The sequence below is a fragment of the Streptomyces sp. NPDC006384 genome, from assembly GCF_042870695.1.
Lineage (GTDB): Bacteria > Actinomycetota > Actinomycetes > Streptomycetales > Streptomycetaceae > Streptomyces.
Map to the genome: position 1 here is coordinate 59,960 of NZ_JBIAHR010000030.1, position 23,115 is coordinate 83,074.

Sequence of the window (23,115 nt, forward strand, 5' to 3'; positions counted from 1 at the left end):
ACGGGGCGCCGTCACACCAAGGAGGCTGCATGCCGATCACCACCCTCGAACAGGCCCGCCACGCCGCGAAGAACATGTCCGCGGCGGGCCCGATCGCCGAGTTCGCCGCCGGCGACACCCCGCTCTGTTTCGCCCGCCTGCGTCTGGCCCTCGCCGGCCTGCGCAAGGAGAGCCTGGCGACCGCGGCGGAACTGGACATGACCGACGGTCCGGACGACCCCCTCATGGAGCGCGGGAAGGAAGAAGTGGCCAAGATCGCCTCCGCCGTCGCCACCCTCCTCACGTGGGCCGAAGAACAGCTCTGCCAGGTCGAGTTCTGCGAGTGCCGGGCCGACCGCCTGCTGCGCCGGCTGCTCGAGGAGGCGCAGGTGCCCGAGCAGACGGGCTACTCCCCCCAGTTGGGGCGCAACAGCTGCATCATCGCCGGGTCCTTCGACCACAAGCCGGACGAACGGACCGCGTACGTCCTCATCGAGCACCAGAATCACATCGAGCACGCCGTCCAGGCGCACCGTGGGTGGCGGGCGCGCCTCGTCACTGCCGCCGGAGTCGCACCGCTGTACGAGTCGCCCGGCTACCCGAAGACGCCGGTGTCCGTCTACCGGGAAGACACCCTCGCCTGTGTCCGCGTCGTCACCGACGCTCTGTACCCCCCGGCGTAGTCCGGTCCTCACGGCCCTCCTCCTCGCTGTTGTCGCCAGGGCTGTGTGTGCAGGTGCTGCGCGCGCCGGCTGTCCCGTGGGGCCTCTGTCCACAGGCCCTCTGGACGAGGCTCGCCGGAGCCGGGCCGGTTCCGCCCGGCCCCAGAGCTCTGAAACCGAGGAGACCGCCTGTGGCGATCGCCGTGCTCGACCTGTTGCTGACCCTCCTGCTGCCGTTGCTGCTGGGCGCGGCGATCACCTGCACCAGCCCCAGCGGCGCCTTGTTCACACGCCCGCCGGAACAGGGCCTGCTCGGGTGGCGCCGCGTGGATCCGGTACGCGTGCTCCCATTGCTGCTGCCGCTGGTGTGGCAGCCCGTGGTCAGCACCTATCTGCTCGCGGAGCGGTTGATCGGGGTGTTCGTCATCGCCGCCGTCGGGATGGGCCTGGGAAGGTTCGGACATGCGGCGGCCCAGCGGCTGTTCCGTACGCGGAGCGGGAGTTGAACTCCCGCCTGCGCGCCCTCTCGTCATCGGCGTCCTCCGTGGGACCGGCCACCCGGGGCATCCCAACCCGCGGGGGCGTGACGGAGCGGCCAGTCGCCGACGAGCTCGCACGCCGGCCTGAACGGGCTCCGATGACCGTCTGGAGCGGCCTCACCGTCTGCGTGCTCGTCGTTGCCGCGGCCGCGTGCACCTCGCTTCTGCCGGCGCGACCGCCAGCGGGACTGTGCCGCTTCCCCCCTTACGCAGGTCCTGGCCCTGCTTCTTCAGCTCGGAAGGTGGTCGGCCTGGTCGCGCTGCGCTTCTGCGGCTGGCGTGTGCACCACACGGGTGCTTGGTCGCCGCCGTCCGCCGGGACCGGCGCGGACGTGGTGACCGGACGTGGCCGTACGCAGGGGCCCTTGAGGACGCCGCGCAGGGCAGGGCGCCGTCAAGGGCTCGTTGCTGTTGCTGACCGGCCGCTAGCGCGGAACGAGAGCGGAGACCAGATCGGAGGCGCCGAGCAGGCGCACCTGGCGGGCGTCGAGTCCTGCCGGGTGCAGAGCGTACGCCTCGCCGCCTACGGCCAGGGGCAGGTCGCCGCGCAGCAGGTAGGCGAGGTTCACCTCGGTGGCGTCCAGGTCGACGTGCCGGTCGGTGAGCGGAGTGCCGATGCGTGCGGCGAAGTCCGCGGTGCTCTCCTCCGGCTGGCGCTGGTAGGCGGTGGTGGAGCCGTCGAGGTGACGGACGACGACGTTCGTGGCCCGTGCGGCTGCCTGCCAGGTGGCGAGTTCGCCGAGTCCGATGCGGGCGCCGGAGGTGAACAGGCCGGTCAGGCCCTCGCCGAGGTCGGCGAGGTCGTGCGCGTGCCGGTGGACGGCGTGGTGGGTGCCGGTGACGCCCCGGACGATGTCGAGCCAGCGCATGGTGCGGCCCTGGACGTCGATCAGCAGGGGGACGCTGGCGCGGGCCTGCCCGGTCAGGTCGAAGCGCTGCTCGACCTGGCGCGGGTCGTAGACCGCTCCGGTGTTGCCGTCCTCGTCCCGGGCCATGAATCCGGCGAAGGCCTCGGCGAGCTGGTCGAAGGGCACGTTGTTGTAGGAGAAGACTGCGGCGACGAGGTAGCGCACGCCGGCGGCGGCCAGCTGGTCGAGGTCGAGGTCGATGAACTCGCTGGCGCCCCGCGGGGCGGGGGCGCTCTGCAGGTCGCCGGAGTGAATGGCCGCCGACCCTGCGAAGCGGAGCCGGGTGTAGTCGCAGGTGCCGATGTGGTCCCAGGTGTCGTTGAACATCGCTGCGGACAGGTCAAGGTCGGTGGTGCCGGAGTCGGCGCTCTCCATCCAGTGGAGGAAGAGGCGGACGGTGCGCCCGTCGGGCAGGGGCAGTTCGCTGCCGCGCGGCAGGGTGACCAGCGCCCGCGAGGCGGTCCGCTCGGCGAACGGTGCGATCACGCCGTTCAGGCCTGCGTCGATGACGGCGGTGTCCACCGGGGTCAGCCGGCCCGCACGGCGCAGGATCTCGCCGGTCAGGATGGACACGACGCGGTCGACGACGGCGTCCGGGAGCGGGGCGCGCTCGTCTGCGGCGATGTGGGCCTTGGCGTTGCCTCCCTTGGGGAAGAAGACCCGCTTGGTGCCCTTGCGAGTCCGGGTGCGGATCTCTCCGAGGGCCGACAGGATGACCGCCGGTGCGACGCGGGGCGCTGCCTGCTCCAGGGCGTCGAGGGCGCTCTGGGCGTGGTCGTCTCCGGCGGTGCGCAGGACGTGGTCGAGGCGCCGCAGCAGTTCGCCGGCCCTCTGGGTCAGCAGGGTCAGCGCGCGGGGCAGGTCGGCCTCGGCGAGGGCCGTCTCCACCTGGGAGGACCAGAGCGCGAGGGCGACCTTCGGGCGGTTGGTGCTGGCGGCCGGTACCCGGCGCGCAGTTGCCTCCAGGGTGCGGGAGAGGACGTTGTCGGTGAGCGCGGTCTTGCGCAGGGCGGCGACTGCGAGGGCGGCCTGCGGGTAGCGGGTGGCGTACTCGAAGGGGTGCAGCCGCTCTGCCAGGTGCTTCCACGCCTGGGCGTGGCGGCGCATGTCCTCCGCAACCAGGGTCACGTCGAGGCGGTCGAGGGCCTGGAGGAGGGCGCGGCGCAGCGGGCGCGGGATGGCGGTGAAGCGGGTGGGGGTGACCAGTCCGGTGTCGCCGCCGGAGCGGACGGCCTCCAGACGCAGGACGTCGGTAGCCGTGGTGATGTGGGCGGTCACGGCCGGGAGCACGGTCGAGTAGTGGGCCGGCTCGTTGAGGAGCCATGCCAGGACGCGGGCCTTGGTCTCGCGGCCGGGGATGGTCTCGGGCAGCCACTGCAGGTCCGTACGGTCGCCTGCGTGGTCCAGGAGGGTGGCCAGGTCGTCGGTGTCCTGCGGGCTGAGTGCACCGGTGCGCGAGAGCAGGACGGTGAGTTCGGCCGTGGCGTCGGCCTTGCGGTCCGCGAAGTCGCCGCCGTGGGTCAGGATGCGCAGCCGGTCAGGGAAGGCACGGCGAGCACCAGCGGTGGGCCGGTGGTGCTGTGGGCGCAGGAAGGGGTCGTCCGTGTCGATGTGGCGCTGGCAGATCGGGCAGGCCGAGAGGTCGACGCCGTCGAAGCAGGACGTGCAGACCAGGTGCGCACACGGGGCGACTGCGTGAACGGTGGCATTGGAGCCGCACAGCACGCACGGCTGCTCGGGGGTCTGGAGGAGGACGGACAGCACCCGGTCGACGTAGAGGGCGAGGGTGTCGGTGGGGGTGCTGGCCGGGAAGCTGCGGAACAGGGGCGTGTGGTCGCGGTCCGCGCCGAGCGCCGCGTCGATGTCGGCCAGCAGGACGCGGCCGATGGTGGCGAGCTCGGTGTCGGTGTTGCGGACGAGGACCTGGCGCAGGTCGTTCGACAGCAGGAAGCTGCGCTCGAGGAGGTCGGCTTCCAGCAGGGTGATGCCGGCGAGGGAGCCGAGGGCCGACGTCGGCGGGAACTGGGCGGACTCGTTCAGGTAGACGGCTCCACGACGGGCAAGGAGCGTCGCGGCCAGGCCGCGGCGGGCTCCGGTGGTGGTCGTCGTCATGATCGTCCTCCCCCTGTCCCGGTCGCTTGCCGGGCCTACGGGCCCTGGCGTGCAGGGCTTCGTCTTCATGAGCCGGAGCGGAAGGGCCACGTGCCCGCCCCGGAGGGGAGGGCGCCTGAGAGCCGCTCGACATCGCCGAAAGTTCAACCTCATCGTGGTCGACGGGCGCAGCGGAGGCGCCGGCTGTTCGCAGCGCACCAGGAGGTGAGGCTCTCGGAGGCGGGGCGGAAAGTGAACGCGCTGGGTCTTTTCCAAAGAGTGAGAAGGAAGCACGTATCGGAGCCGCCCCGCAGCCGGGACACTACCAACCGCCGTTTCGTCGTGGTACGGGGTTTTCGTACGTAGGACCGTAGGGGCGTTGGTGCCCCTGCACGCCCCGTAGAGGGTGGGCCCGTTGCCGCGGGGCCGGGGCCTCGCTGCGATACGACAACAGTACCCACTCCGGGGTCTAACGTCAATTTTTTTACGTCAACCCACGAGCACGCCCATCTGTTGACCCTTTTATTTTGACTCTATGACGACATTGGAGTACATTGGCGTTATGGGTCCGTTGGGGGCTCTCGACCAGGAAGGCCACCTTGACCGACACCACCCGCCCGCCCGGGGACAACCGCCCGTTCACCTCCGGCCCTGTTCCGCTGGAGCTTCTTCCGTTCCTCCCGGAGGGCTTCCACGACGGGGGTGATGCCAGCGACTGGCTGGCGCACCTCAAGCCCTGGGGATGGACCGGCGTGCGGGACTGGGGCAGCGAGGGGTGGGACCTGACCAACTGGCCCTACCAGGCGGTAGCCCTCTACGACTCGCCGTTCGACATCTGCTACGCGCTCGCCATCTACACGGAGGGTGACGTAACTGTCGAAGCCTGGGCCACCCGTGAGGAGCGCAACGACTCAGTCGCGGCCCTCGCTCTGTCCTACTGGAGCCACTCCGGCCGCGGTCCGGCCGATGCCCCCGGCCCCGGCACTCCCCCGGCCGAGATCCCCGCCCGCTTCCGCAGCCCGTACACACCTGACGACAGCGCGGCCTGACCCCGGCACACGCCGACACCCACCCTCTCGGAGAACTGGAGCTGCATGCCCCCGACCGACGATCTCGACGACACCGAGCGCACGACCGAAGAACTGGCCGAGGTCATGTTCAGCGGCAACGTCATCGAAGTGCTCTTCGGCCACCTGCTCACCTTTCGCATCTCCCTCGGCGACGTCGACGTCTTCGTCCGCCACGCGCTGAGCCCGGAGCAGATCGCGGACCTGACCGGCGGCCTCGGCCAGGGCGAGGTCCGGCTCACCATGCCCGCCGCCCCCCAGACCCGCGGCCCGTTGCTCGTCGACCCTGGCGAGGCCGCACTTCTGGCCCGTGCCCTGGAAGCGCGCAGCACCCTCCTCGGCGGCTAGCGCTGTGACCGGAAATGATCACCGGGTGAATGTGTCGACAACTATGCCTCAGGCGTTGAATTGGGTCGGGTTCCCGGCTGGATACGGGAAGGGATTGGCGATGCCGCAGTGCGTAGACGAGATCCGCAAGGAGCTCACCCGGCTCGAGCAGGTCGTGAGTCAGGTGCGGGAGTCGTGGGGCTACGGGGGTGACGAGGGAGAGAACGGCTTCTCCGCCGATCTCGGCAACGAGGTCCAGTCGGCTGGCGAGCGCCTGGTGAGCCTGCTGGAGCAGGTGCAGCGACAGGTGCCAGTGCCCGACAAGCTGCACCGGGACATGGACTGGCTGCTGGCGGACCTGAAGCCCGCGATCGAGTACTACCGGGACCTCGAGGAGCCGGACGGCGGCGCGGCCTCGGACATCTATGAGCGCCTGGGCAGCGGGATCGACCAGGTCAAGCAGGCCCTGTGAAGGAACTCCGGGAGCGCCGGCATGGCCTGTGGCGCCCCTACACCCCGCCCTGCCGCCTGCTGTCCGACGGCGTCCGTTCGGACAGGTTCGGACGCTTCCGGACAGCAGGACGTCCGCACGCCAGTAACCTGGCCAACTGTCCTTTGCAAAGTGCGATATGGGGTGGTGGGCGCCAGTGGCACAGGGAACGACCGCAGCGACAGCATGGGTAGCCGCGGGTACCCGGCAGCAGGTGAAGGACGTCCTCGGCGTCGAAAAGAGCCGCCGCATCATCCTTTCCTCCGCGCCGGCCTGGCAGACCCGGGGCTTGACTCGCGAGGAGAAGGCCGAGGTTCGTAACCGCTGGCGGCTGGAGGTGCTCCGCCTGCGTGGGGCAGCGGAGTTGCTCGACACGGTCGACACCCTGGCGGCCTGCGGCATCGAGCAGGAGCTCGAAGAACGGGGTTGGTCCCGGACATGGCCCGCGATTCCCTCGGAGGCCCGAGCCCTCGGCGGCCGGTGGCCGGGGTCGCGCAACGGTGGCTTCCCGGAGAGCATCCCGCTGCGCCTGCCGAGCGGTCTCGCCGATCAGGTGCTGGCGGCGTGCTGGCATACGTCGGTCACCTCGATCCGGAAGATTCGGCAGTGGCGCGAGAAGTACCCCGGTCTCGTCCCGCCGGCTGCCGCACCCGATCCCGAGGCCCTCAGCGCACTGCCTGACCCTCTGGCGGAGTACGAGCGCCTCGCTGCGAACGTCACGACCGTGGGTGCCGTCTACCGGTCGGGGATCAAGCGTGGAATCCAGGCTGCGCAGATGCTTTCGGCCGCGCGCTATCCCGCCCTGGGGAACGAGGCCGAGGCGGCCATGGAGCCGTCCTGAGAGCGTCGTATCCGGGCGCGGTGGGCTAGAACAGCACGTTGTCATCCGTCGGCGGCACGGCGCGTTCCGTAGTGGGCGGCCGGTAGTGAATCTCCACCCAGCCGTCCCGGCGGTAGACCCGCATCTCGTCGCACTGCGGGCAGCGCACCGCGTAGTGGGTCTTGCACCAGTACGGCTTGCCCTGGGCGCGCACCCACTTGGACGGCTGGCCAGGTTGGGAACGCCGGACACGGACCATGGTCGGCTCCGGGGTGTACCAGGTGGCGCCGAAGACGGTCGACAGCGGTCCGGGGAAGGCGCACGTCGGGCAGGCGGGGTCGATGTGCGAGGCGATGATGGCGGGTTCCCATCTTCCCCAGCGGATCTCGCCTGCCTCCTGGTCGTGGTCCGGCAGCGCGGGGAGGACCCGTGCGGGCGCGGTCTCGGCCGGTGTCACCATGGCACCCAGTGTGCCTGCCCCCACCGACAGCGGCCCCCGGGCCGGCGCCTTCGGGCGCTGGCTCCTCTCACTCGCCCGTACGGCTTGAGCCGGTCATCACGGGCACGTTGAAGACGAGGGAGCCCGCGTCGTACCCGAAGTCCCCGGGGTGAAAGCCGCCCTCGACACCGCCGTTGAAGTACGAGGCGATCCCGGCCTGGATGATGGCGTCGACCTCGCTCTCGTTCTCCGCCCGCGCCAGAGCGGCGAGATCCTGCCCACTGAGGGTGATGTTGATGTCCCGTGAGCGGATTGCGTCCGAGCCCCGAACGGTGAAGTTGTTGACTCGCGGTACCAGGACGTGCCCGCGGTGATGTTCGGCTTGCCGGGCTCGGCGCTCGCGGCCGCGCTTGGTCGTCTGCGCGGCTGTGGCGTCGCGCAGGAGCCGGGCGGCGTTCGCTCCCTGCGGCGTACGTGATCCGTCGAGCCAGCGCTGGACGGTGCGGGGCTTGACGTTGTACGCGGCGGCCATGGCGGCCGTCTTGCCGCCGTAGATTCGTTCGAGGGCATGCGCGGTCTGTGTGGTGGTGCGTACCGGCGCGTGCTTGGAGGTGTAGAAGAGCTGATTGACCCGGGAGTACATCTCGGTCAAGTCGACCTGCTTGGCCGCGTCTTCTCGACTCGTGGTCACGGCTGGTCCTTCTGCGGGTACGGCGTGCCGTCGGTGGTGTAGTCGTGGGTCAGGGGGGAGGGATGCTCGTTGTTGTTGAGGAGTTCCAGGACGGCGGGCATGGGGATGCTCGCCTCGTGCTTGAACTGGCCGGGCCCGATGCCCAGGCGCAGAACGCCGAGCACTGGCTTGTCCTTCTCCGGCGGGGTCAGCAGTTCCAGCGGCGAGGGCTGCTCGGTGGCGTACATGTAGGAGTCGACGTTGATCGCGAACGGGGCCCGGCCGATCTTCTTATACGTCTTGCGCATGCGCCTGTGGTTGGCGATGCGGGCCGCGGAGATGATCGTGTACCGCACTTCCGGCCGGTAGGACCAGTTGGCCACAACGTCCCGCAGCCAGGTCTCCTCGTCGAGGTACGCGGCCCCGTCGGTCCACTTCCCGACGCCGCCCTTGTAGATCGCCTTGTAGAGGCCGGCGAGCACCAGGGCGTCGGTGCGGTCCGTGTCCTCGGAATCGATGTCCTTGTGCGCGGCGTAGGCGGCGAGGAACTCCTCGGGCTCCTGCCCGTCCTTGAGTCCGAGAAGCCCGTAGGCACCCTTGTACGCCTCGCGCAGCCGGATGGTCCACTCCTTGAGGAAGGGCACCGTCATGGTCGACAGGTACGCCTCGGTGATGGTGGTGGGGTCGAAGCCGTACTCGGTGACCATGTAGGCGACGGTCGGGGTGGCGTACCAGCCGGCGCTGACGGGGGGCTGGCCGTGGAACGTGGCCGGGTGCGGCAGGAGAGGGTCCACTTCGATGTCGGTGAAGTCGCACCACCACAGACCGGCGGGGGGCGCCTTGGTGTCCCAGACCGGTTCGGAGTGGTGCTCCAGAGGCCCGGCGGGCAGGCGCAGCGACATGGTCACCGACAGGTACGAGGCACACACATCGCAGGCGACGGCGTACGGCATGGCCGCTTCTGTCTCGGTGAGGGGCCGGGACCAGTACTTGTAGTCCTCCTCCTCACACAAGGCGTCGCCGCGCTCCTGGAGTTCCCGGGTCAGAGGGTGGCGGGCTCCGGCAGCCGGCGGCACGACGGTGTCACCGCCGGGCAGTGCCCCCTCACGAGGCCGCGAGCCCCACTCGCCCTCCTCGTTCTGGAACGGCTCAGTGCGCGGGCGGACAGCGTCGAGGAGCAGCTTGCTGGTGGTGGCGGGGGTGACGCCGGGCGCGATCCCCAGATCGGCTACGTACTTGCGGATCCGGCGCGCAAGGGTCCGCGCGTCCAGCTCGCCGGTGGGCGCGGCGGCGAGCTCGGCCAGCATCGCGCCCGTCACCTGCTGCTTGTCGCTCCCCTGGCCAAGCCAGGGCGCGATCACCACACGCAGGGAGGACTTCGGTCCGCCGACAGCCCCGGCGCGGCGGAAGGCGTGGAAGACGGGACCGAGTTCCTGGGATAGCTCCATGCCGACGCTGGCGGCCGCCGTGTTCATCTTCTTCGTGAAAGCGGCGAGCGCCTTCTCCGTGGACGGAAGGCCCGCAGGCAGCCCGAGGGCCTTGAGCGCCGCGGCCGACAGGCAGACGATGCCGTCACCGGTCCGTCCCGCTTCGTGGACCCGGTCGATACGCAGGGGCAGGCCGGTGCCGAGCCAGGCGAACCAGTCGGTGAGCTTCGTCCCGGCCGGCGGCGGGACCTGGGCGATGTCCGTCTGCCAGCCGTTCCCGTCGTGGTCGAGCGCGACGGCCGGCCACCGTCGAGGAGCGTTCGCAGCCGGGGTGGAGCCGCTCCCGGCGCGGGCGGGAGCACGGCGTCCGCCGGGCCGGGCGGCCCCCTGTGCGGGACGCCCCCGCTGCGGGGGGCGAGGGGGGACCTGCCAGCGCACCGTCGGCTCCTGGATGTGCTGGGGAAGAGTGCGCTCGGGGACGGGTTCCGGCTGGGCGGCGGGTGCGGAGGCGGCGTCAAGCTGAGGCTGCTGGGCGGCCCCAGCCTCCTGTTCAGCACGACGCCGCAGGTGACGCTCGATGGTCGCAGCGCGGGATTCCGCCGTGCACTGGTCCGGGCAGCGCTCCCATTTCGGGAGCATCTGACCGTCTTCAAGGACCCACGCCACGACGTAGCCGGGACGGCCGCTGCCGATGCATCCGGCGCATCCGGCGAGGCGTACCTGGGTCATCGTCTGTCCTTCCCTTCCGGGATCCTGCCCTGGCGTTCAGGTGCTCTGGGGTGCGGGGGTGCCGAACATCTGCTCGACGGAGGGGAGTTTCGTAGCCGTCCGGGCGGCCTGGTCGCGGTCGGCCTGGTCTTCGGGGAGCAGGCGGTCGAGTTCCCGCTGAGCAGCGTCGCGTATCCGTGCCGCGCTGGCGGGCTTGTTCCCGGCCAGGCCGGGGATGTTGGCCGCGATGCTGGCGAGCAGCGCGTTGATCGCCTCGCCGTCTCCCTGGTTCTCGCCGGCGGTTCCCGCTGCGGCCTCAGCCAGGTTGACCGCCATGGTCAGGTAGTTGACCTGGTCTGTGCCGGGAGCGAGGAGCCGCTGGTGCAGGGGCCATGCGGAAGATGCGAGCACGGAGCGGGCGGGCCGGAAGGACTGGGTGAGCAGGGCGGGACACACGTGTGTGCGCACGCCCCTGTGGCTGCGGAAGCTGCGCTCTTCGTCCCGGCGCAGGCTCGCCATGCACGCGGAGGACAGGGGCGCGCCTCCGAAGAAGGCCTCGTGCACGGCCCGGATCGTCTTCTGACTCGCCGGCGCTCCGATGAGGGTCAGAGTCTGCAGTACCCGCTCGCGCACAGACTTCAGCGGCCGGGGCTCGGCGCTGGCGGAAGCCGACGGATCGGCCGGCACACCGAGCAGTGCGAACCAGCGATCCTGGACGCTCTCCAGTCGCAAGCGGAGGTCGATGAGGAGTGCGGTGTCCGACATCTCGGACGCGGCCCGCATCTCGGTCCGGAGTCGGGCCATCTGCCCCTCGACCTCATTCAGCACCTTCTTCATGCTCTTAGTCTACCAGAGATTTCCAAGGAATACCTATGTTTCCTCATAACTGGGAACGGCCCGGAAGGTGATGGGGGCGGACCGGATTCCCCGGTCCGCCCCCATCACCTTCCGGGCCGTTCCCATCGACAGCTCGACGACGGCAGGACTGCTACTTCCCGCCGATCCCCGGGAAGGACTACTGCCCCTTGGCGGCTTCCTTGAGCTTCGAGCCCGCGGTGACCTTCACACCGTGACCGTCAGGGATGGCCATCCGCCCCCGAAGCCGGGCTGCACCCTTCCCGGGCGGCACGGTGGGCGCGCTCGAAGGTGAGGAAGCCGGGCGCGGTGACCTTCTCGTCACCCTTGGAGACGATGTCGCCGACGATCTCGGCGAACGCGGCCAGGACGGCATCGGCGCCCTGGCGGGCCACCCCTGCGCGGTCGGCCAGGGTGGCCACCAACTCACTGTGATTCCCCTGAACTCTCCATGCTGTTCTGCCTGCGCGGCTGCCGCCCCTTCACGCTGTCAGGCCCCATCGACAACGCCACCCGGTGCGCGACCCACGCCTCGCATCGCACTGGTGATCCGAACTGCGCCCCACAGCGCCCCGAAGCGAGACCACCAAGACCGGTGAACCCACACTCCCGCCACCACCGGTGCCCGGCAAACCCCAGCCGGACACCGGTGCCGGCCCGCTCCTGCGGCGACGCAATCACCTTGACCACCCCTCTCACATACGTTAAACTAAAAGGGTCAAGCCGGATGAAGCCCCCGACTGTGACCCACCAGCCCGCCGTCCGGTGCTCTCCCTACGCCCGCCGGACGGCTTCCTCCGACGGGCCCGCCCCACCCCCCCCGGGGGGGCGGGCCCGTCGGCCCCTGATGCCGGGAGGAGCCGACGTGCCTGATCCAGGACTGCACGAGCAGCACACGACCACCCGCGACCTTGGGCCCTACGGCCGCCTCGACATCACCGAGCGCACCGACACCCGGTCCGGAAGCGTCCTGTACCGGCTCCATGCTCCGCACGTGCGCGGCTGCGTGATGCTGTCCCCCGCCACCTCGGCGGACGACCCCACGATGCCCGGGCGGGCGTCCGACGAACTCCTCATCCATCCCGATCAGTTCGCCTCCGCTTTCGCCCTGCACGACCCGCGGCCGTTGTCGGTGAACAACATCGTCCTCACCGGACCGATCCGCGTCACCATCGAGGAGGCTGCGGACTTCCGGCCCCTTCGCCGGGGCAAGACCGGCCGCCCCGAGTGGCTTCCTCCGCGCACGCACCGGCACGCACGGGCCGTCCTCGGCGCCCTCATCGAGACCTGGCGTGAGCGCCAGGATCTTGAGGAGCTGGCCGCCGCAGCCCGGCGACAGGCCGCACAGGTCTATCTCAAGACCTACACCGCACAGCTCAGCGCACGCCGCGAGACCGCAATCCGCGCCCTCACCGCCGTAGCGGACACCGAGCGGCGCGTGACCGCGCTGCACGCCCTGCTCACCGCGTAGTCCCCGCCCGACGGCAGTCGATGCCTCCAGAGAACGGACTCTCCATGCCCACGACCACCCAGGCCGACCCGGCCGTCTCCGCCGTCCGCGCTGCGTTGGGCACAGCCGGCCACAAGCTGAGCGAACTCCTCGTCTTCCGCCCCGACCTCGGTGCGGAACACCTCGTCGTCCGTTACAACCCGCTCAGCTCCGACACCTGGGATCTCGAAGAGGAGCAGAGCACCGCGTACGCCGCGACGCTGCGCCGTGCCGGCTGGGAGAGTGCCGTCGACCTCGGTGCCCTCGTGTTCATCCCCCATGTCCCGGCCCCCACGACCGCACCGCAGACGTTCGTCGCCTCCTGGCGTATCGCCATCGACGGCGTTGACGACGCTCAGCAGGCGGCGGACGAGGCGCGCGAGCGTCAGCTCGATCCGGGCGTGACGGAGTCCCTGTGGACGGTCACTGACGCCGTGGGTCGTACGCGCACGATCCGCTGCTCCGACCCCGACCTTTCGTGACCCCTTGACCGGGCTTGGCAGCTACCTCGCAGGACGGAAGGTGAGCCGCGACCATGACGCCTTCGACGTGATCCCTGATGCCACCAAGAACAGCCAGGTCCTACCGAAGACCGCGGCCAGTTCGGCTGCGATCGGTCGCCGACAGGTTCAGGCCCGTGCGTCCGGCTCGCCGCCTGACGCGACGAGGGGCACCACCCAGCTCATGTCCTGTTACAACCTATGGAGGGCCCGTGCCCCCGCTACACCTTCTCGTCGCTCCCACGTCCCTCCGGTTCAGCCTCGTCGCCGCAACTGCCCAGGAGGCCGAGGCGCGGGCTGCGCAGCTCGAAAACGAGACGCATGACCTCGCTTCCTTCGACAAGCTCGGCGTACGGATCGAGGGCCTCTCCTTCGGTGACCACAGCGACACCGAGCTGGCCGAGTGCAGCACCGCCGGTTCCGCCGGCGCATAGGGACTGGTCAGCTCTTCGACGAGAAGGGAGACGCGGCTCGTGACGAGCAACACGTCCGTCGCCGGCGCCGATGGCGCCGGTGCGCCACATCCGGGTCTCGAGACGGGCGGGCGGAATCCCACCGTGCGGGAGCGGCAGTACCTCACACGCGCTGCCACGAACCTCAACGGGCACGTGCCGGGCGAGGCCAGTGACCGGCTGATCGAGGCGATGCTGGCGGAGGGGTGGATCTACCGGGAAGACGGGGACGGCTTCCGGCTGGAGCCCGATGAGGCGCTGGCGTTTCGCGGGCACACGGCCTGGAAGATCACACCGGTCGGGCGCTGGGCCGCGCTGGGGTTTCGGCAGCGCATGCTGCTCGCCGAGGCCACGTCAGGCAGTCTGTCCCTCGACCGCCGCAATGTCAGGACGAAGCTCCTGATCGAGATGCACCTGGCTGAAGACGTCGGCGGCGCCGTACGGCTGACGGACCTGGGCGGCGAACTGGTGCGAGCCTTCGTGGCCGGGGGCGAGGGCGGTCAGCCGTGAGGCTTCGGAGTCCGGCGTCTCGGGGGACAACGCGGACGCCGAAGCCTCACAGCTCGAGGCCGGGGAGGAGTGCCGGGGGGTGGCACTCCTCGCGGGCTGCTCGTGCGCTCCATGCTAGTGCTGCTCCCTGCCGGGAGCGGAGGTTTTCGCTCCTCGTCGGCACGTCGTGCCCAGGCGTGGAGCATCGTACGGTTGCGCCTGTCCGACCAGTTCTCCGCGCCCCGGACAGTTCACGGACCGGTGCTGCCGGCCGGGACGGCCAAGGCGCCGGTGTGCAGTCCTTTGCGCTCCCACTGCCTGAGCACGAGGTAGTCGCGCTCGACCTGTTCCTTCGATTCCGCGGCGAGGTACAGGAATCCGGGGGTGCTGAGCAGGTCCGTGGTGGGCCGCAGCAGGTCACCGTGTTCGACTGCTGGGCAGACCTCGACAGCGCTGGGCAAGGTGGCGGCCTGGCTCATCGCGGCCCGGTCGGCGTGGCCGGCCCGGTGGTTGATGAACTCGACGTTGCGCAGGGCGCCGGTCCAAGTGAGGTGGCGGTCCACGAAGTCGTCGAAAGCCTTCGGGGCGGCCAGGGCTGCCGCTGCCAGGGCGGTCTGGGACATGCCGCAGTGCTGTTCTACAACGGCCGGCGACGTCGCGCCCCCGAGCCGGGCGCCGGTTTCGATCAGGACCGGGCCGGACTCGGTGAGCATGACCTCGGTGTGCGCCGGGGAGTTGCGGATGCCGAGTGCGTCGAGCACGGCGAAGGTGTAGGTGCGCAGGAGACGGGCATCCGGGGTGTTCGCCGGTACGGGCTCCTCGTAGTCGTAGATGGGGCCGGCGCCAGGACGGGTCTGTTTGGTGTAGCGCCAGATCTCGGCGACTTTGTGCCGGCCGTCGAGGGTGACGGTGTTGATGTAGTACTCGGTGCCGACGAGGCGCTCCTGGACGAGGGCGGTGGCGTTCGGCTGGCCGAAGATGTTCGGGCTGTCCAGCACGGTGCGCGTGGCGTCGTGAACGTCGGCGGGTGTGCGGCAGAAGCGCACGCCGTCCGAGCCGGCGGAGGCCAGGGGCTTGACGACGGCTTCGGGGAGGCCCGACGTGGCGAACCATTGCGCCGCGGTGGCAGGGGAGGCTGCGAGGTGCGTGCGCGGGGTAGCGAGGCCGGCGGCGCGGACCGTGGCGGCCATGAGGTGTTTGTCGCGGCGTGCCGCGCTGTGTTCGGGGGCGTTGGTGGGCAGGCCCAGGGCATGGGAGAGGAACTCGGCGGTCGTGACGCCGGACTCGCTGCCGGCCACGACGCGCGTGGTTCCTTCGCGCCTGAGCCGGTCCGCAAGGTCCTCGAGGTCCGGGGCGAAGCCATGGTCGCGGGTGTAGTGGGCCGGGTTGTAGGTGCGACGCAGGAAGTCGTGGTTGTCGGGCTGGCTCTGGATGTGGGAGCAGGGCACGCCCAGGTGATGGAGCCGTGCTGCGAGGGCGGCTCCGGTCGAGTAGCCGTCGACGATGGCGATGGTCATGGTTTTCCCTCGGGTTGACCGCGAAGTGGCGCGGCGGGCGGAAGGGGCTTACGCGGCGGGCTGGAGACGGTGACGAGCGAGCCGGTAGGTCGCGGCGACACGGGCCCGGTTCCAGCCGGGGGTGCGCGGCAGGTCGCGCAGGTGGCGGCGCAGTTCGCTGGCCTGGACGACGGTCACGCCCCCGCTGCGCAGACCTCCGCGGGGGACGGGAGCGTGGTGGACGGCGATGACTGCGCGGACAGGATGCCCGAGCGCCTGGGCGGCGGATTCGGCTTCCCACAGGACGGTCTCGATGGTCTTGTCCTGGGGGTAGCGGCCGTACCAGAGACGGCCACGGCGGTCGGTGGTAACGCGGGCGTTCTTGGCACCCCAGGTCTTGGTGTCGACGTACACCGGGCCGCAGCGGCCTATGACGAGATGGTCGCCGTTGTACTTGGAGCCGACGCGGAAGTCGTGGATGACGGCCCAGGCACCGAGGCCGCACCAGACGAGGGTGCGCAGGATGCGTGCCGTCTTCCGCTCGCCCGCGGCCCCGCGCGCCCAGGTGCTGCCGCCGTTGCGGTAGAGGCGGCGCAGCGCGAGGACGGTGATGGTCAGGGCGACGGCGAAGCCAACGCGGGCACTGGTCACGGCGGCAGTCAGATAGGCGGCGCCCGCGGCGGTGGGGGCGACGAGGAGAGGAACGACCCAGGCGGCCGTGCGATGTTGCTTCCTTCGCTCGTCAGCGCGGATGGTGTCGGCCATGCGCTGTGCGCTGGCGCCGGCGCCGGTGCGGCGCCGGGAGCCGATCAGGGACATGCCGTTGTCCTTCGGGGTGGGGTCCGGTTCGAGTGATGGTGTGGCCGATGGCCTGTGGACAGAGGCCGGCGTCTGGCGACGGGGGTGCGACGGCGCCGGTCGGTGTCCGCGCCAGGGTGCGCTCGGGCCGGGGGCGAGCGAGTTTCGGCTGCCCGACAGCCGGCGGACGTGAAGCTCAGGGCGTTGTTCCACCGGATCCGGCACACGGCCGGGAACGGGTGCCGGGGGCCAGGTTCCTCCGGTCCCGCTGGGGCTGGTCAGCGAACGGTCCCAGGGGCGCCGCAGCGCGGAGGAGTGCGCCCGTGGATGAAGGCCAGCTGGCCGCAGGGGCAGCGCTCAGTCGGGCGGGTCCGGGGCCTTCGGGTACGCGGTCAGGGGAAGGTGGCCCAGACGGATTGCCTCGCGCTCGCGACGGTTGGCCCCGAGACGAAATACGTACCGATGTGGGCCGCGATGTCTGATTTTTCGGGCTCCGATGTCGGCCAGGGCGTCCCTCAGCCACTCGGCAGGGTTCGCTCCGGCGCGCGGGAGGGCGGCACCGAACCGGATCAGCTTCTCCTCGCAGTACCTGTGACCTTGCTCCTGCTTCCGGATCTTCTGGGCAGCCCGGTCATGGAGGATGGTGCCGTCGGGCAGCAGGACAAGCGTGCGCGCCGCCCCGCGGCCCGTGTAGACGGCGTTCACGGCTTGATAAATTCGCCCGATATGTCCGATTGCAGTGAGGGTGCCGTCCGCGCTACGCCGGGGGACGGGATCGGCGAAGGAGACGATCCCCTTCACGCCGGTCGCGCGCAGCTCGGAGAAGCATCGCGCCAGGAACCACGACTCGGAATTGCCGGGGCAGGCATCGGTCAGCACGAACCCCGCACACCAACGCCTCAACGTTCGGGCGCAGTTCGGGCAGCGCTCGGGTAAGCACGTTCGCGCCGGCCGGGGTGCCGAAGACGGCCACGCCGGAGAGCCGGGGCTCGCCGGCGTCCACCCGGTAGAGGCCGAACCTCCTGGTCGCGGACGGGTAGGAGGCGGAGTAGTGGTGCGCGAGGACGAAATCCTTGGCCTGCTTCTCCGGCAGCGGGCGGACCTCGAAGCTGCGGGCGTCGAAGCCTCCGTCGCTCCGGTGCCTCCATGACGGTTTGCGGTTCGTCCAGCGGCGGCACCAGTCCGACGCGGTGGGGACCTCAGGCAGATCCTCGGCGGGCGGCCCGTCGAGGACGTGGCCGGTCACCGCGGCTCCTGGGCGTCGGGGGCGGCCGGCTCCGCGTCGTAGGCCGCGCCGAGCGCGGCGGGCGGGTAGAGCCAGGCTCCGTGGTCCGGGTAGCTGACGCGGGCCGTGAAGGTCGGCCTCCAGGTGGCGCCGCGGTCGTCGCTGGACATCGTGGGACCGAGGTAGGTGACCGGGTGCCCGGACGGGTCCGTCAGCGTGGCGCCGGGGGCGATCTCCCGGCCGGTGGCGGTCTCCCGCAGGATCCGGATGGGCTCGTCGGCGCGGTGCAGCTCCTCACGCAGTGGGTTGCGGGTCAGCGTGTAGGGGAGGGCGTCCAGCGCGGCCTTGTGCTCCAGGTACGCGTCGAGGGCAGTGCTGCCGGCGGAGGTGAGTTCCAAGCTGACGCCGTCACTGCGGTACCGGAGGAGACCTGTGGTGAACAGCTCCGGCGGCGGCGCACCGAGGTAGGAGCGGAACTTGCCGGAGCGGTCGACGAGGTAGCGCACGGCGCCGTACTCGGTGACAGCGCTCAGGGCGCCGCGCCGGGCTGCCTGAAGGTAGCGGGCGTCGCGGTCGACGAGGGCGGTGCGGTGGGTGATCGGGGACTCCCGAGGTCGTGTGGATGTGCGGATGGCACGGGGCCGAGCGTGGTGCGCTACGGCGGCGTGGGCGGATGCCGTCGCGTTCTTCTGCTGGTTGGCCTGGTCACGCGTGGTGTACAGGACGGCTCCGGGTACGACGCGCGCCTCGGACCAGGTGGTCTTGGACAGGGCGTCGGTGCTCCGACAGGTGTCCTGCAGCAAGGAACTGGTTGATGCGCGTGCTGAGGTGAACGGTGCTGACGGAGGTGGGCAGCACGGGGCGCTCGCGCCGCGGGCGGGTGAGCACGTGGGTCCTCGGAGGTGGCGGACAGGCGCAGATCACCAGGCGTCGGGCAACAGGCCCACAGGAGCGTCCGGCAGCGGTGCCCACCAGATCCTCGTGCCAAGGCGGCATTCGAAGACCTGCGTACCGCTGTCGTCCGTGGCGTCCAGGCTGTACCAGCCTTCGGTGTTGTACGTGACGCACACGGTGGTGTCCTGGGTCGGCTCGACAGCACTGCGCGTAGCCGGGCCTCCGAAGCGGATCCGCAGGTTCTTGGTGCGCGCGCTCGCGCCGGTCTCCCGGAGCGAGGTGGCACGCCACAGGGTGAGATCCTGCTCGGGGGTGTGTGCGATGCGTCCCGTGTCCGGGTAGAGCATGAGCCGGTTGGACAGGGCAGGGGCATCACCGCGCTTACCGATGTAGACGAGCCAGCCCTCGTCACGACCGCTGTGGCGCTGTCCGGTCTCGGGGCGGGGTGCGGCGAGAAGGTATCCGGCGCGCGGGGTGTCAACACCTCGACTGTCCGTGCCGTGGGCGTGGACGTGGTCGCCGGCGTTCAGTGCGGCGACGGCGGATTCCAGGTCGGTCTGCAAGGCGGAACTCCTTCGAGGAGAATGAGCGACGGTGGGGTGCGCGGTAGTGGAGGCCGGGTGCGGAAGGGGCGGGCTGGGCGGTTCCGGCGTCGCGGGCTTTGACGAGGTCCAGGTGGAACTCGCCGTTCCTGCGGTCGAACCGACTGCACAGCGGGTGCCACACCGCGGCGTTGCCGCCGACCAGGTTGGGTACGGCGTCGTCCTCGTCGAGGTCGCCGTCCTCGTCATCGGGCCCGGGCGGGCCGTGCGCGGGCATCCCGAGTGGCTGGTCGGGTGGGCGCGTTGTCCGCGAGGCGGTACGTCGGGCGCGGCGCAGGGTCCGGCGCACCGTCGTACGGGGAGGTCGTCGCGCGGCGGTGCGAGATGCGGCTCGCCTCGGCTTCGGGCAGCGCGTCTGGGCACCGGGGGTGCTGTACGCACCCCCGGTGTGGGTGTGCCGTTGGAGCCGGGCGGCGCGGCCGCCTACTGGGGGAAGCTGAGAACGACGATCGTCGGAGTCTTCGACTCCGACGCTGCCGCGATCGCAGCTGCCACGGCCTCGTGGAGGCTGGTGGCGTCGCCCTGCCGGGGCTGGCCGAGCTGAGCCGCCGTGACGGGCGCAGGCGTGGCCTCGGGGGTGTCGGGCTGTGCGTCGTGGATAACGCGCAGGAGGTGCCGGACGAGGAGTTCGGCGCGAGCGCCCACCTGGGTGGGCATACGTCCGTCGGGCCTGATGCGGCGTGCCGCGGCCGTCATCTGGCGGACGCTGAGTCCGTCGATGAGGTCGGCGGTCGGGCGGCCGTTGAACTTGTTCCAGAAGACGTCGAAGGCGATCGGGATCGCCTGGTGGAGGTCCGTGGTGAACTCCGCGACCCACCGCGGCTGGTGGACGCTGCGGCCGCGACCGGCGGAGGGCTGGGCCGTCCGGATGACGTGCAGGAATGCGGTGATCAGGTCGGCGGTCGGGCTGCCGTTGGGCCGGACGCTCGGAGGGTTCTCGTTGATCCGGCGCGCCGCGAGCGCCATGTGGTCCTGCGTGAGGGCGGAGAGCTCACGCGGCGTGATGACACCGGCGAAGTGGCTGGTCCGCAGTTCCGCGGTGATGAGCAGTGCCTTGCGCACCCGGTTGTGGAACTCGTGCGGGCTATAGATCTCCTTGTCGAGATCCTGGGCAAGAGGCAGGTGAATCATGGAACTCCCGGGCTCGGGGAGCGAGGGCACAACTCCTCGCTTGACCCTTTTACATTACGCTACGATGCCCCATCTAGTCAACTTAATTGCGTCACCTGGTTGTGCGGAGATACCCCCCTCGGGCCGCGGGCTGCCGACAGGCCCGAACGCGGCTCGACCCCTCGCAGCCAGCAACTCCACTCGCTTGCCGGCTCCATGCCGGCCCGAACTCAGGGGATCCCCCATGGCCTACACGACGCCACACGCACCCAGCGGACGGCGCCCCCGACTGCTGACGCTGCCCTTCACCCTCGCGTCCCGCGCCTTCCGCCCGACCCGTCCCGGCCGGCTCACCGACAGAGCCATCGAGACCGCCCAGATGATGAGGACCGTCATTGGAGTCGCGGCGACGATATGGATGGTCTACGCGTACCCGCTGCAGCAGTCAGTGTCCTCGTTCGCCCAGGACAAACTCACCGAGGCCCTCATCAGCACCGGCGTACTCATCGTGGTCGGCCCACTGTCCCTCGTGGTCTTCGTGGCCGCAGCACGTCCTCCGGGCAGAGCGGTGTACGTGCGGCGGCTATCGGGGCCGGTGACGGGCTTCAGCGCCCTGTTGGCGACCGTGCTCCTCCTCTTCCTGCTGCTGCAGAACAGCGGCGGAGCCCGCCTAGCCCCGCAGTTGGGTCCCTTCCGGTTCGTCTTCCTGCTCGTAGACCTGGCCGCGGTGCTCTTCGCTGTGCCCTTCGGCCTCGCGTCGGCGTTCCTCTGCGTCCACTACGTCTTCCGCACTGGCGACGTGCACGAGGTCCTCCCCCCGCTCCTGTCGCCGTTGCTGGTCTGGGTGATGTTCGGGTTCCAGCTCGCCGACGGGTCGCCCGTCGCTGCGCCCCAGGCGGTCCAGTACCTCTTCCTGTTCGGTCCACCACTGTCCGTCACCCTACTGTCGGCGTGGGAGCTGCGGCGCCTACGCACCCAGTTCGGAGTCACGGTTCGTGGGGCGCTGCACCGCGGGCACCGGCCGGGGCAGTGGTAGCCGCCCCGGCCGGTGCCGTCCGTTCGGGCCGACCTGCGGTCAGGTGTGCCCTGGAGGGGCGGGCCATCAAGACGGTGACGCGGACGGCCACTTCTCCGAGACGGCCGCCCCAACTGGAATGCCAAAAGCGCTAGCGCCGCTAAACGTTTCGTTTAGTCTAGGGCCATGACGTTTCCTTGGACGCGTGCCAACCGCCCACTTGCTGATGCCTACTCCGCTGCCGACATCGCCCGGCTGACCGGTCTCACTCGCGGGCGAGTGTCCCAACTGCGCAGCGTCGACGAGTCCGACGCCCTTCCTGAGCCCGATGCTCCGGACAGCACTGCGACGCGGCCGATGTGGCGCGGCGACACCGTGGCCCGCTGGTGCGCACGTACCGGCCGGCGTCTGCCGCCGCGCACCGCGTCCTGGCTGATGCCGGGACCGGATGGCCCGCACTTGCGCCGCGAGAGTCAGCAGACGCTGCAGCTGCGGCAGAAGGACCTGCCCGACGACCCCGACCTGCGTCACCCGCCGATCGACGTCCACGTCGCTCGCTACACCGCCGCCGACGGCAGCGGCCCGTCCGTGTGGCTGGCAACCGTGCTCGCCCCGGGCGAGATGCGCCGCCTGCTCGGCTGGCCGCACAAGTGGCCTCATGGAAGCCCGCTGGACCACCTGGTCCACGAGATCCTCGCCGACATCGAGCCCGATCACCGTGCGGACCCCGACCTGCTGGGCACGCTGGTCCTGCTGCCGACCATCGCCGAACCCGAGTACGGCTCCATGTCCGGGCACGTGCGCATGCTCCAGCTCCACAAGGCCGACCTCGGTGACCGTGACGCAGACCACCTCCACAGTCGCCTCCGCCAGCGGCGCCCTTCCGACGACGAACTCAGGGACTTGGCCCAGGCGCTGGGACACCGGCTGCCCTGGTGGCCACCCGGCTGCGCCACCCCAGCACTCGTCTCCAGCTGGACACCGGACGTTCCGCGGTCACCAGAGCACGTCCCCCCGCCGTTGGCCGGGGCGCAGGCGTTCCTGCGCCGCTGCGAGAGCGCCGCAGCCGGCCTGGAAGCCCCCCTGCGAGACTCTGTGTTGAAGCTGGGCATGGCCCGTTGGTACATGGCCACCTCGGGCTGGCGTGCAGACAGCTTCCCCAACTACGGAGCGCTACCCAAGGACTGCGCCCCCGACATCTGGCAGGTCGCCGTCGAGTTCAACCTGCCGCCCGCCCCCGCGGTCACCAGTGGCTTCGACGAGGGCCTCGAATGGGTCATGGAGAACGCGCCGTCCCAGCGACTGGCACGCGATGCACTGCTCACCTTCAAAGACCCCGGTAGCACCGGGACCGTGCTCGTCGACACGAACCGACTGCCTCCCCAGCTGCGCGACCTGTTCACCAAGCACGTCACCCTCGCAAGCGCCTCCAGCAGCTACCGTGCGCAGCGCGTCCTTGACACTCTCGACGCTCACCCCGATGCGGCTGCCGGCTCCGAGCTGGGTACTTGGCCTGCGCTCATCGGTCCGGCCTGGTGCGCCACTTCCCCCGGCACCGGGCTCGCCGCCCTCCACGTTCCGAGGGTCATGCCCGCGCCCACTTCCCCAGCAGGCGCGCCGCTGGAGGTCGTGCTGCTGCGCACCGAGCCTGTCGGCGGCTACGGGCAGTCGGCTCCCGCCGTCGGCTTCGTCATCAGCGACCAAGACCGAGTTCTTCTCCTGCCGGCCCAGGGCGCGTCGGTGGATCTTGCGGCCGCGATCGAGCACGCCGTGTGGCACCCCGAGGTGCCGACGCCTCTCCAAGGGCTGGCGCGAAGCTCCAACGAGTCCCTCGTCGCCGCGGTGGACGCGCTGGTGGAGACGGGCCCCCGTGTCACACCGTGGGAGCAGCTCACGGCCCTGGTGAGGCCGCGCCCGAGCCAGGGCAACCCCTTCCCTTGCTGCGGCGCCGTCGAATCCGTCGCCGGCGACCGGTCGAAGGAGGCGATCCGGGGCAGCGCGTGAAACGCCGTCGCCGGGCGTCCCGGCTGGACTGCGTGCATCTACCCGTCCTGCCCGGCGGT

Annotated in this window: 23 protein-coding genes and 1 pseudogene; 12 read left to right on the forward strand and 12 right to left on the reverse strand. The window is 70.5% G+C overall.

Annotated features, from left to right (window positions below; translation table 11 throughout):
• Positions 1 to 29 precede the first annotated feature (29 nt).
• Positions 30 to 662 (forward strand): hypothetical protein, encoded by a 633-nt coding sequence (locus ACFYOJ_RS31450; protein ID WP_356559039.1) that lies wholly within the window; start codon positions 30 to 32, stop codon positions 660 to 662.
• Positions 663 to 832: 170 nt separating this feature from the next.
• Complete coding sequence (locus ACFYOJ_RS31455) at positions 833 to 1,147, forward strand: hypothetical protein (RefSeq protein WP_356559037.1); 315 nt, start codon at positions 833 to 835, stop codon at positions 1,145 to 1,147.
• A 458-nt stretch (positions 1,148 to 1,605) separates the two neighbouring features.
• Here the strand turns inward: ACFYOJ_RS31455 and ACFYOJ_RS31460 are convergent, their stop codons facing one another.
• Positions 1,606 to 4,200, reverse strand: a complete 2,595-nt coding sequence (locus ACFYOJ_RS31460; RefSeq protein WP_388598346.1) for an MXAN_6230/SCO0854 family RING domain-containing protein — start codon at positions 4,198 to 4,200, stop codon at positions 1,606 to 1,608.
• A 578-nt stretch (positions 4,201 to 4,778) separates the two neighbouring features.
• On the opposite strand from ACFYOJ_RS31460, the gene ACFYOJ_RS31465 reads away from it, so the two are divergent.
• The 4 genes from ACFYOJ_RS31465 (at position 4,779) to ACFYOJ_RS31480 (ending at position 6,904) form a co-directional block, all read left to right on the forward strand.
• Positions 4,779 to 5,228 carry a hypothetical protein gene (locus tag ACFYOJ_RS31465; protein ID WP_356559546.1) on the forward strand — a complete coding sequence of 150 codons (450 nt, stop codon included), beginning with the start codon at positions 4,779 to 4,781 and terminating at the stop codon, positions 5,226 to 5,228.
• Between the two features lie 45 nt (positions 5,229 to 5,273).
• Entirely contained in the window at positions 5,274 to 5,594 is a 321-nt protein-coding gene (locus ACFYOJ_RS31470) for a hypothetical protein (protein WP_356559548.1), read from the forward strand.
• Positions 5,595 to 5,694: 100 nt separating this feature from the next.
• The gene (locus ACFYOJ_RS31475; RefSeq protein WP_388598348.1) at positions 5,695 to 6,045 is read left to right on the forward strand and encodes a hypothetical protein; all 351 of its coding nucleotides are present in this window, start codon (positions 5,695 to 5,697) and stop codon (positions 6,043 to 6,045) included.
• Positions 6,046 to 6,277: 232 nt separating this feature from the next.
• Positions 6,278 to 6,904 carry a hypothetical protein gene (locus ACFYOJ_RS31480; RefSeq protein ID WP_388598350.1) on the forward strand — a complete coding sequence of 209 codons (627 nt, stop codon included), beginning with the start codon at positions 6,278 to 6,280 and terminating at the stop codon, positions 6,902 to 6,904.
• A gap of 25 nt (positions 6,905 to 6,929) precedes the next feature.
• Here ACFYOJ_RS31480 and ACFYOJ_RS31485 read toward each other — a convergent pair whose 3' ends face one another.
• The 5 genes and pseudogenes from ACFYOJ_RS31485 to ACFYOJ_RS31505 all read right to left on the reverse strand — a co-directional run bounded on the left by ACFYOJ_RS31485 (position 6,930) and on the right by ACFYOJ_RS31505 (position 11,407).
• Entirely contained in the window at positions 6,930 to 7,343 is a 414-nt protein-coding gene (locus ACFYOJ_RS31485; protein WP_356559338.1) for a hypothetical protein, read from the reverse strand.
• Between the two features lie 67 nt (positions 7,344 to 7,410).
• Positions 7,411 to 8,013 (reverse strand): hypothetical protein, encoded by a 603-nt coding sequence (locus ACFYOJ_RS31490; protein WP_356559336.1) that lies wholly within the window; start codon positions 8,011 to 8,013, stop codon positions 7,411 to 7,413.
• The gene (locus ACFYOJ_RS31495; RefSeq protein WP_356559334.1) at positions 8,010 to 10,148 is read right to left on the reverse strand and encodes a hypothetical protein; all 2,139 of its coding nucleotides are present in this window, start codon (positions 10,146 to 10,148) and stop codon (positions 8,010 to 8,012) included. Before ACFYOJ_RS31495 ends, ACFYOJ_RS31490 begins: the two co-directional genes overlap by 4 nt.
• Before the next feature lie 36 nt (positions 10,149 to 10,184).
• On the reverse strand, positions 10,185 to 10,964 hold the full coding sequence (locus ACFYOJ_RS31500; RefSeq protein WP_356559332.1) for a hypothetical protein: 780 nt from the start codon (positions 10,962 to 10,964) through the stop codon (positions 10,185 to 10,187).
• Between the two features lie 178 nt (positions 10,965 to 11,142).
• A pseudogene (locus ACFYOJ_RS31505) lies at positions 11,143 to 11,407 on the reverse strand (HU family DNA-binding protein).
• A 440-nt stretch (positions 11,408 to 11,847) separates the two neighbouring features.
• Between ACFYOJ_RS31505 and ACFYOJ_RS31510 the strand changes: the two are divergent.
• The 4 genes from ACFYOJ_RS31510 to ACFYOJ_RS31525 all read left to right on the forward strand — a co-directional run bounded on the left by ACFYOJ_RS31510 (position 11,848) and on the right by ACFYOJ_RS31525 (position 13,933).
• The gene (locus ACFYOJ_RS31510; RefSeq protein ID WP_356559278.1) at positions 11,848 to 12,453 is read left to right on the forward strand and encodes a hypothetical protein; all 606 of its coding nucleotides are present in this window, start codon (positions 11,848 to 11,850) and stop codon (positions 12,451 to 12,453) included.
• 44 nt (positions 12,454 to 12,497) lie between these two features.
• Complete coding sequence (locus tag ACFYOJ_RS31515; protein WP_356559276.1) at positions 12,498 to 12,953, forward strand: hypothetical protein; 456 nt, start codon at positions 12,498 to 12,500, stop codon at positions 12,951 to 12,953.
• Positions 12,954 to 13,183: 230 nt separating this feature from the next.
• Entirely contained in the window at positions 13,184 to 13,405 is a 222-nt protein-coding gene (locus tag ACFYOJ_RS31520; RefSeq protein ID WP_356559274.1) for a hypothetical protein, read from the forward strand.
• 39 nt (positions 13,406 to 13,444) lie between these two features.
• Positions 13,445 to 13,933: a hypothetical protein gene (locus ACFYOJ_RS31525; RefSeq protein WP_356559272.1), complete on the forward strand. Its 489-nt coding sequence runs from the start codon at positions 13,445 to 13,447 to the stop codon at positions 13,931 to 13,933.
• Positions 13,934 to 14,163: 230 nt separating this feature from the next.
• Here ACFYOJ_RS31525 and ACFYOJ_RS31530 read toward each other — a convergent pair whose 3' ends face one another.
• From ACFYOJ_RS31530 to ACFYOJ_RS31555, 6 genes are all read right to left on the reverse strand, one after another.
• Complete coding sequence (locus ACFYOJ_RS31530; protein ID WP_356559270.1) at positions 14,164 to 15,429, reverse strand: ATP-grasp domain-containing protein; 1,266 nt, start codon at positions 15,427 to 15,429, stop codon at positions 14,164 to 14,166.
• 48 nt (positions 15,430 to 15,477) lie between these two features.
• On the reverse strand, positions 15,478 to 16,227 hold the full coding sequence (locus ACFYOJ_RS31535) for a nuclease-related domain-containing protein (RefSeq protein ID WP_356559268.1): 750 nt from the start codon (positions 16,225 to 16,227) through the stop codon (positions 15,478 to 15,480).
• 336 nt (positions 16,228 to 16,563) lie between these two features.
• A complete protein-coding gene (locus ACFYOJ_RS31540) occupies positions 16,564 to 17,085 on the reverse strand; it encodes a hypothetical protein (protein ID WP_356559266.1) in 522 nt (173 codons plus the stop codon).
• A 363-nt stretch (positions 17,086 to 17,448) separates the two neighbouring features.
• Positions 17,449 to 18,234, reverse strand: a complete 786-nt coding sequence (locus ACFYOJ_RS31545) for a hypothetical protein (protein WP_356559167.1) — start codon at positions 18,232 to 18,234, stop codon at positions 17,449 to 17,451.
• A gap of 117 nt (positions 18,235 to 18,351) precedes the next feature.
• Positions 18,352 to 18,888 (reverse strand): hypothetical protein, encoded by a 537-nt coding sequence (locus ACFYOJ_RS31550; protein WP_356559165.1) that lies wholly within the window; start codon positions 18,886 to 18,888, stop codon positions 18,352 to 18,354.
• 462 nt (positions 18,889 to 19,350) lie between these two features.
• Positions 19,351 to 20,058, reverse strand: coding sequence for a hypothetical protein (locus tag ACFYOJ_RS31555; RefSeq protein ID WP_356559163.1), 708 nt, complete (start codon positions 20,056 to 20,058; stop codon positions 19,351 to 19,353).
• A 223-nt stretch (positions 20,059 to 20,281) separates the two neighbouring features.
• Between ACFYOJ_RS31555 and ACFYOJ_RS31560 the strand changes: the two genes are divergently transcribed.
• Both ACFYOJ_RS31560 and ACFYOJ_RS31565 read left to right on the forward strand, forming a co-directional pair.
• On the forward strand, positions 20,282 to 21,073 hold the full coding sequence (locus ACFYOJ_RS31560) for a hypothetical protein (protein WP_356559161.1): 792 nt from the start codon (positions 20,282 to 20,284) through the stop codon (positions 21,071 to 21,073).
• Positions 21,074 to 21,238: 165 nt separating this feature from the next.
• Positions 21,239 to 23,056, forward strand: coding sequence for a hypothetical protein (locus ACFYOJ_RS31565; protein ID WP_356559159.1), 1,818 nt, complete (start codon positions 21,239 to 21,241; stop codon positions 23,054 to 23,056).
• Positions 23,057 to 23,115: the final 59 nt, after the last annotated feature.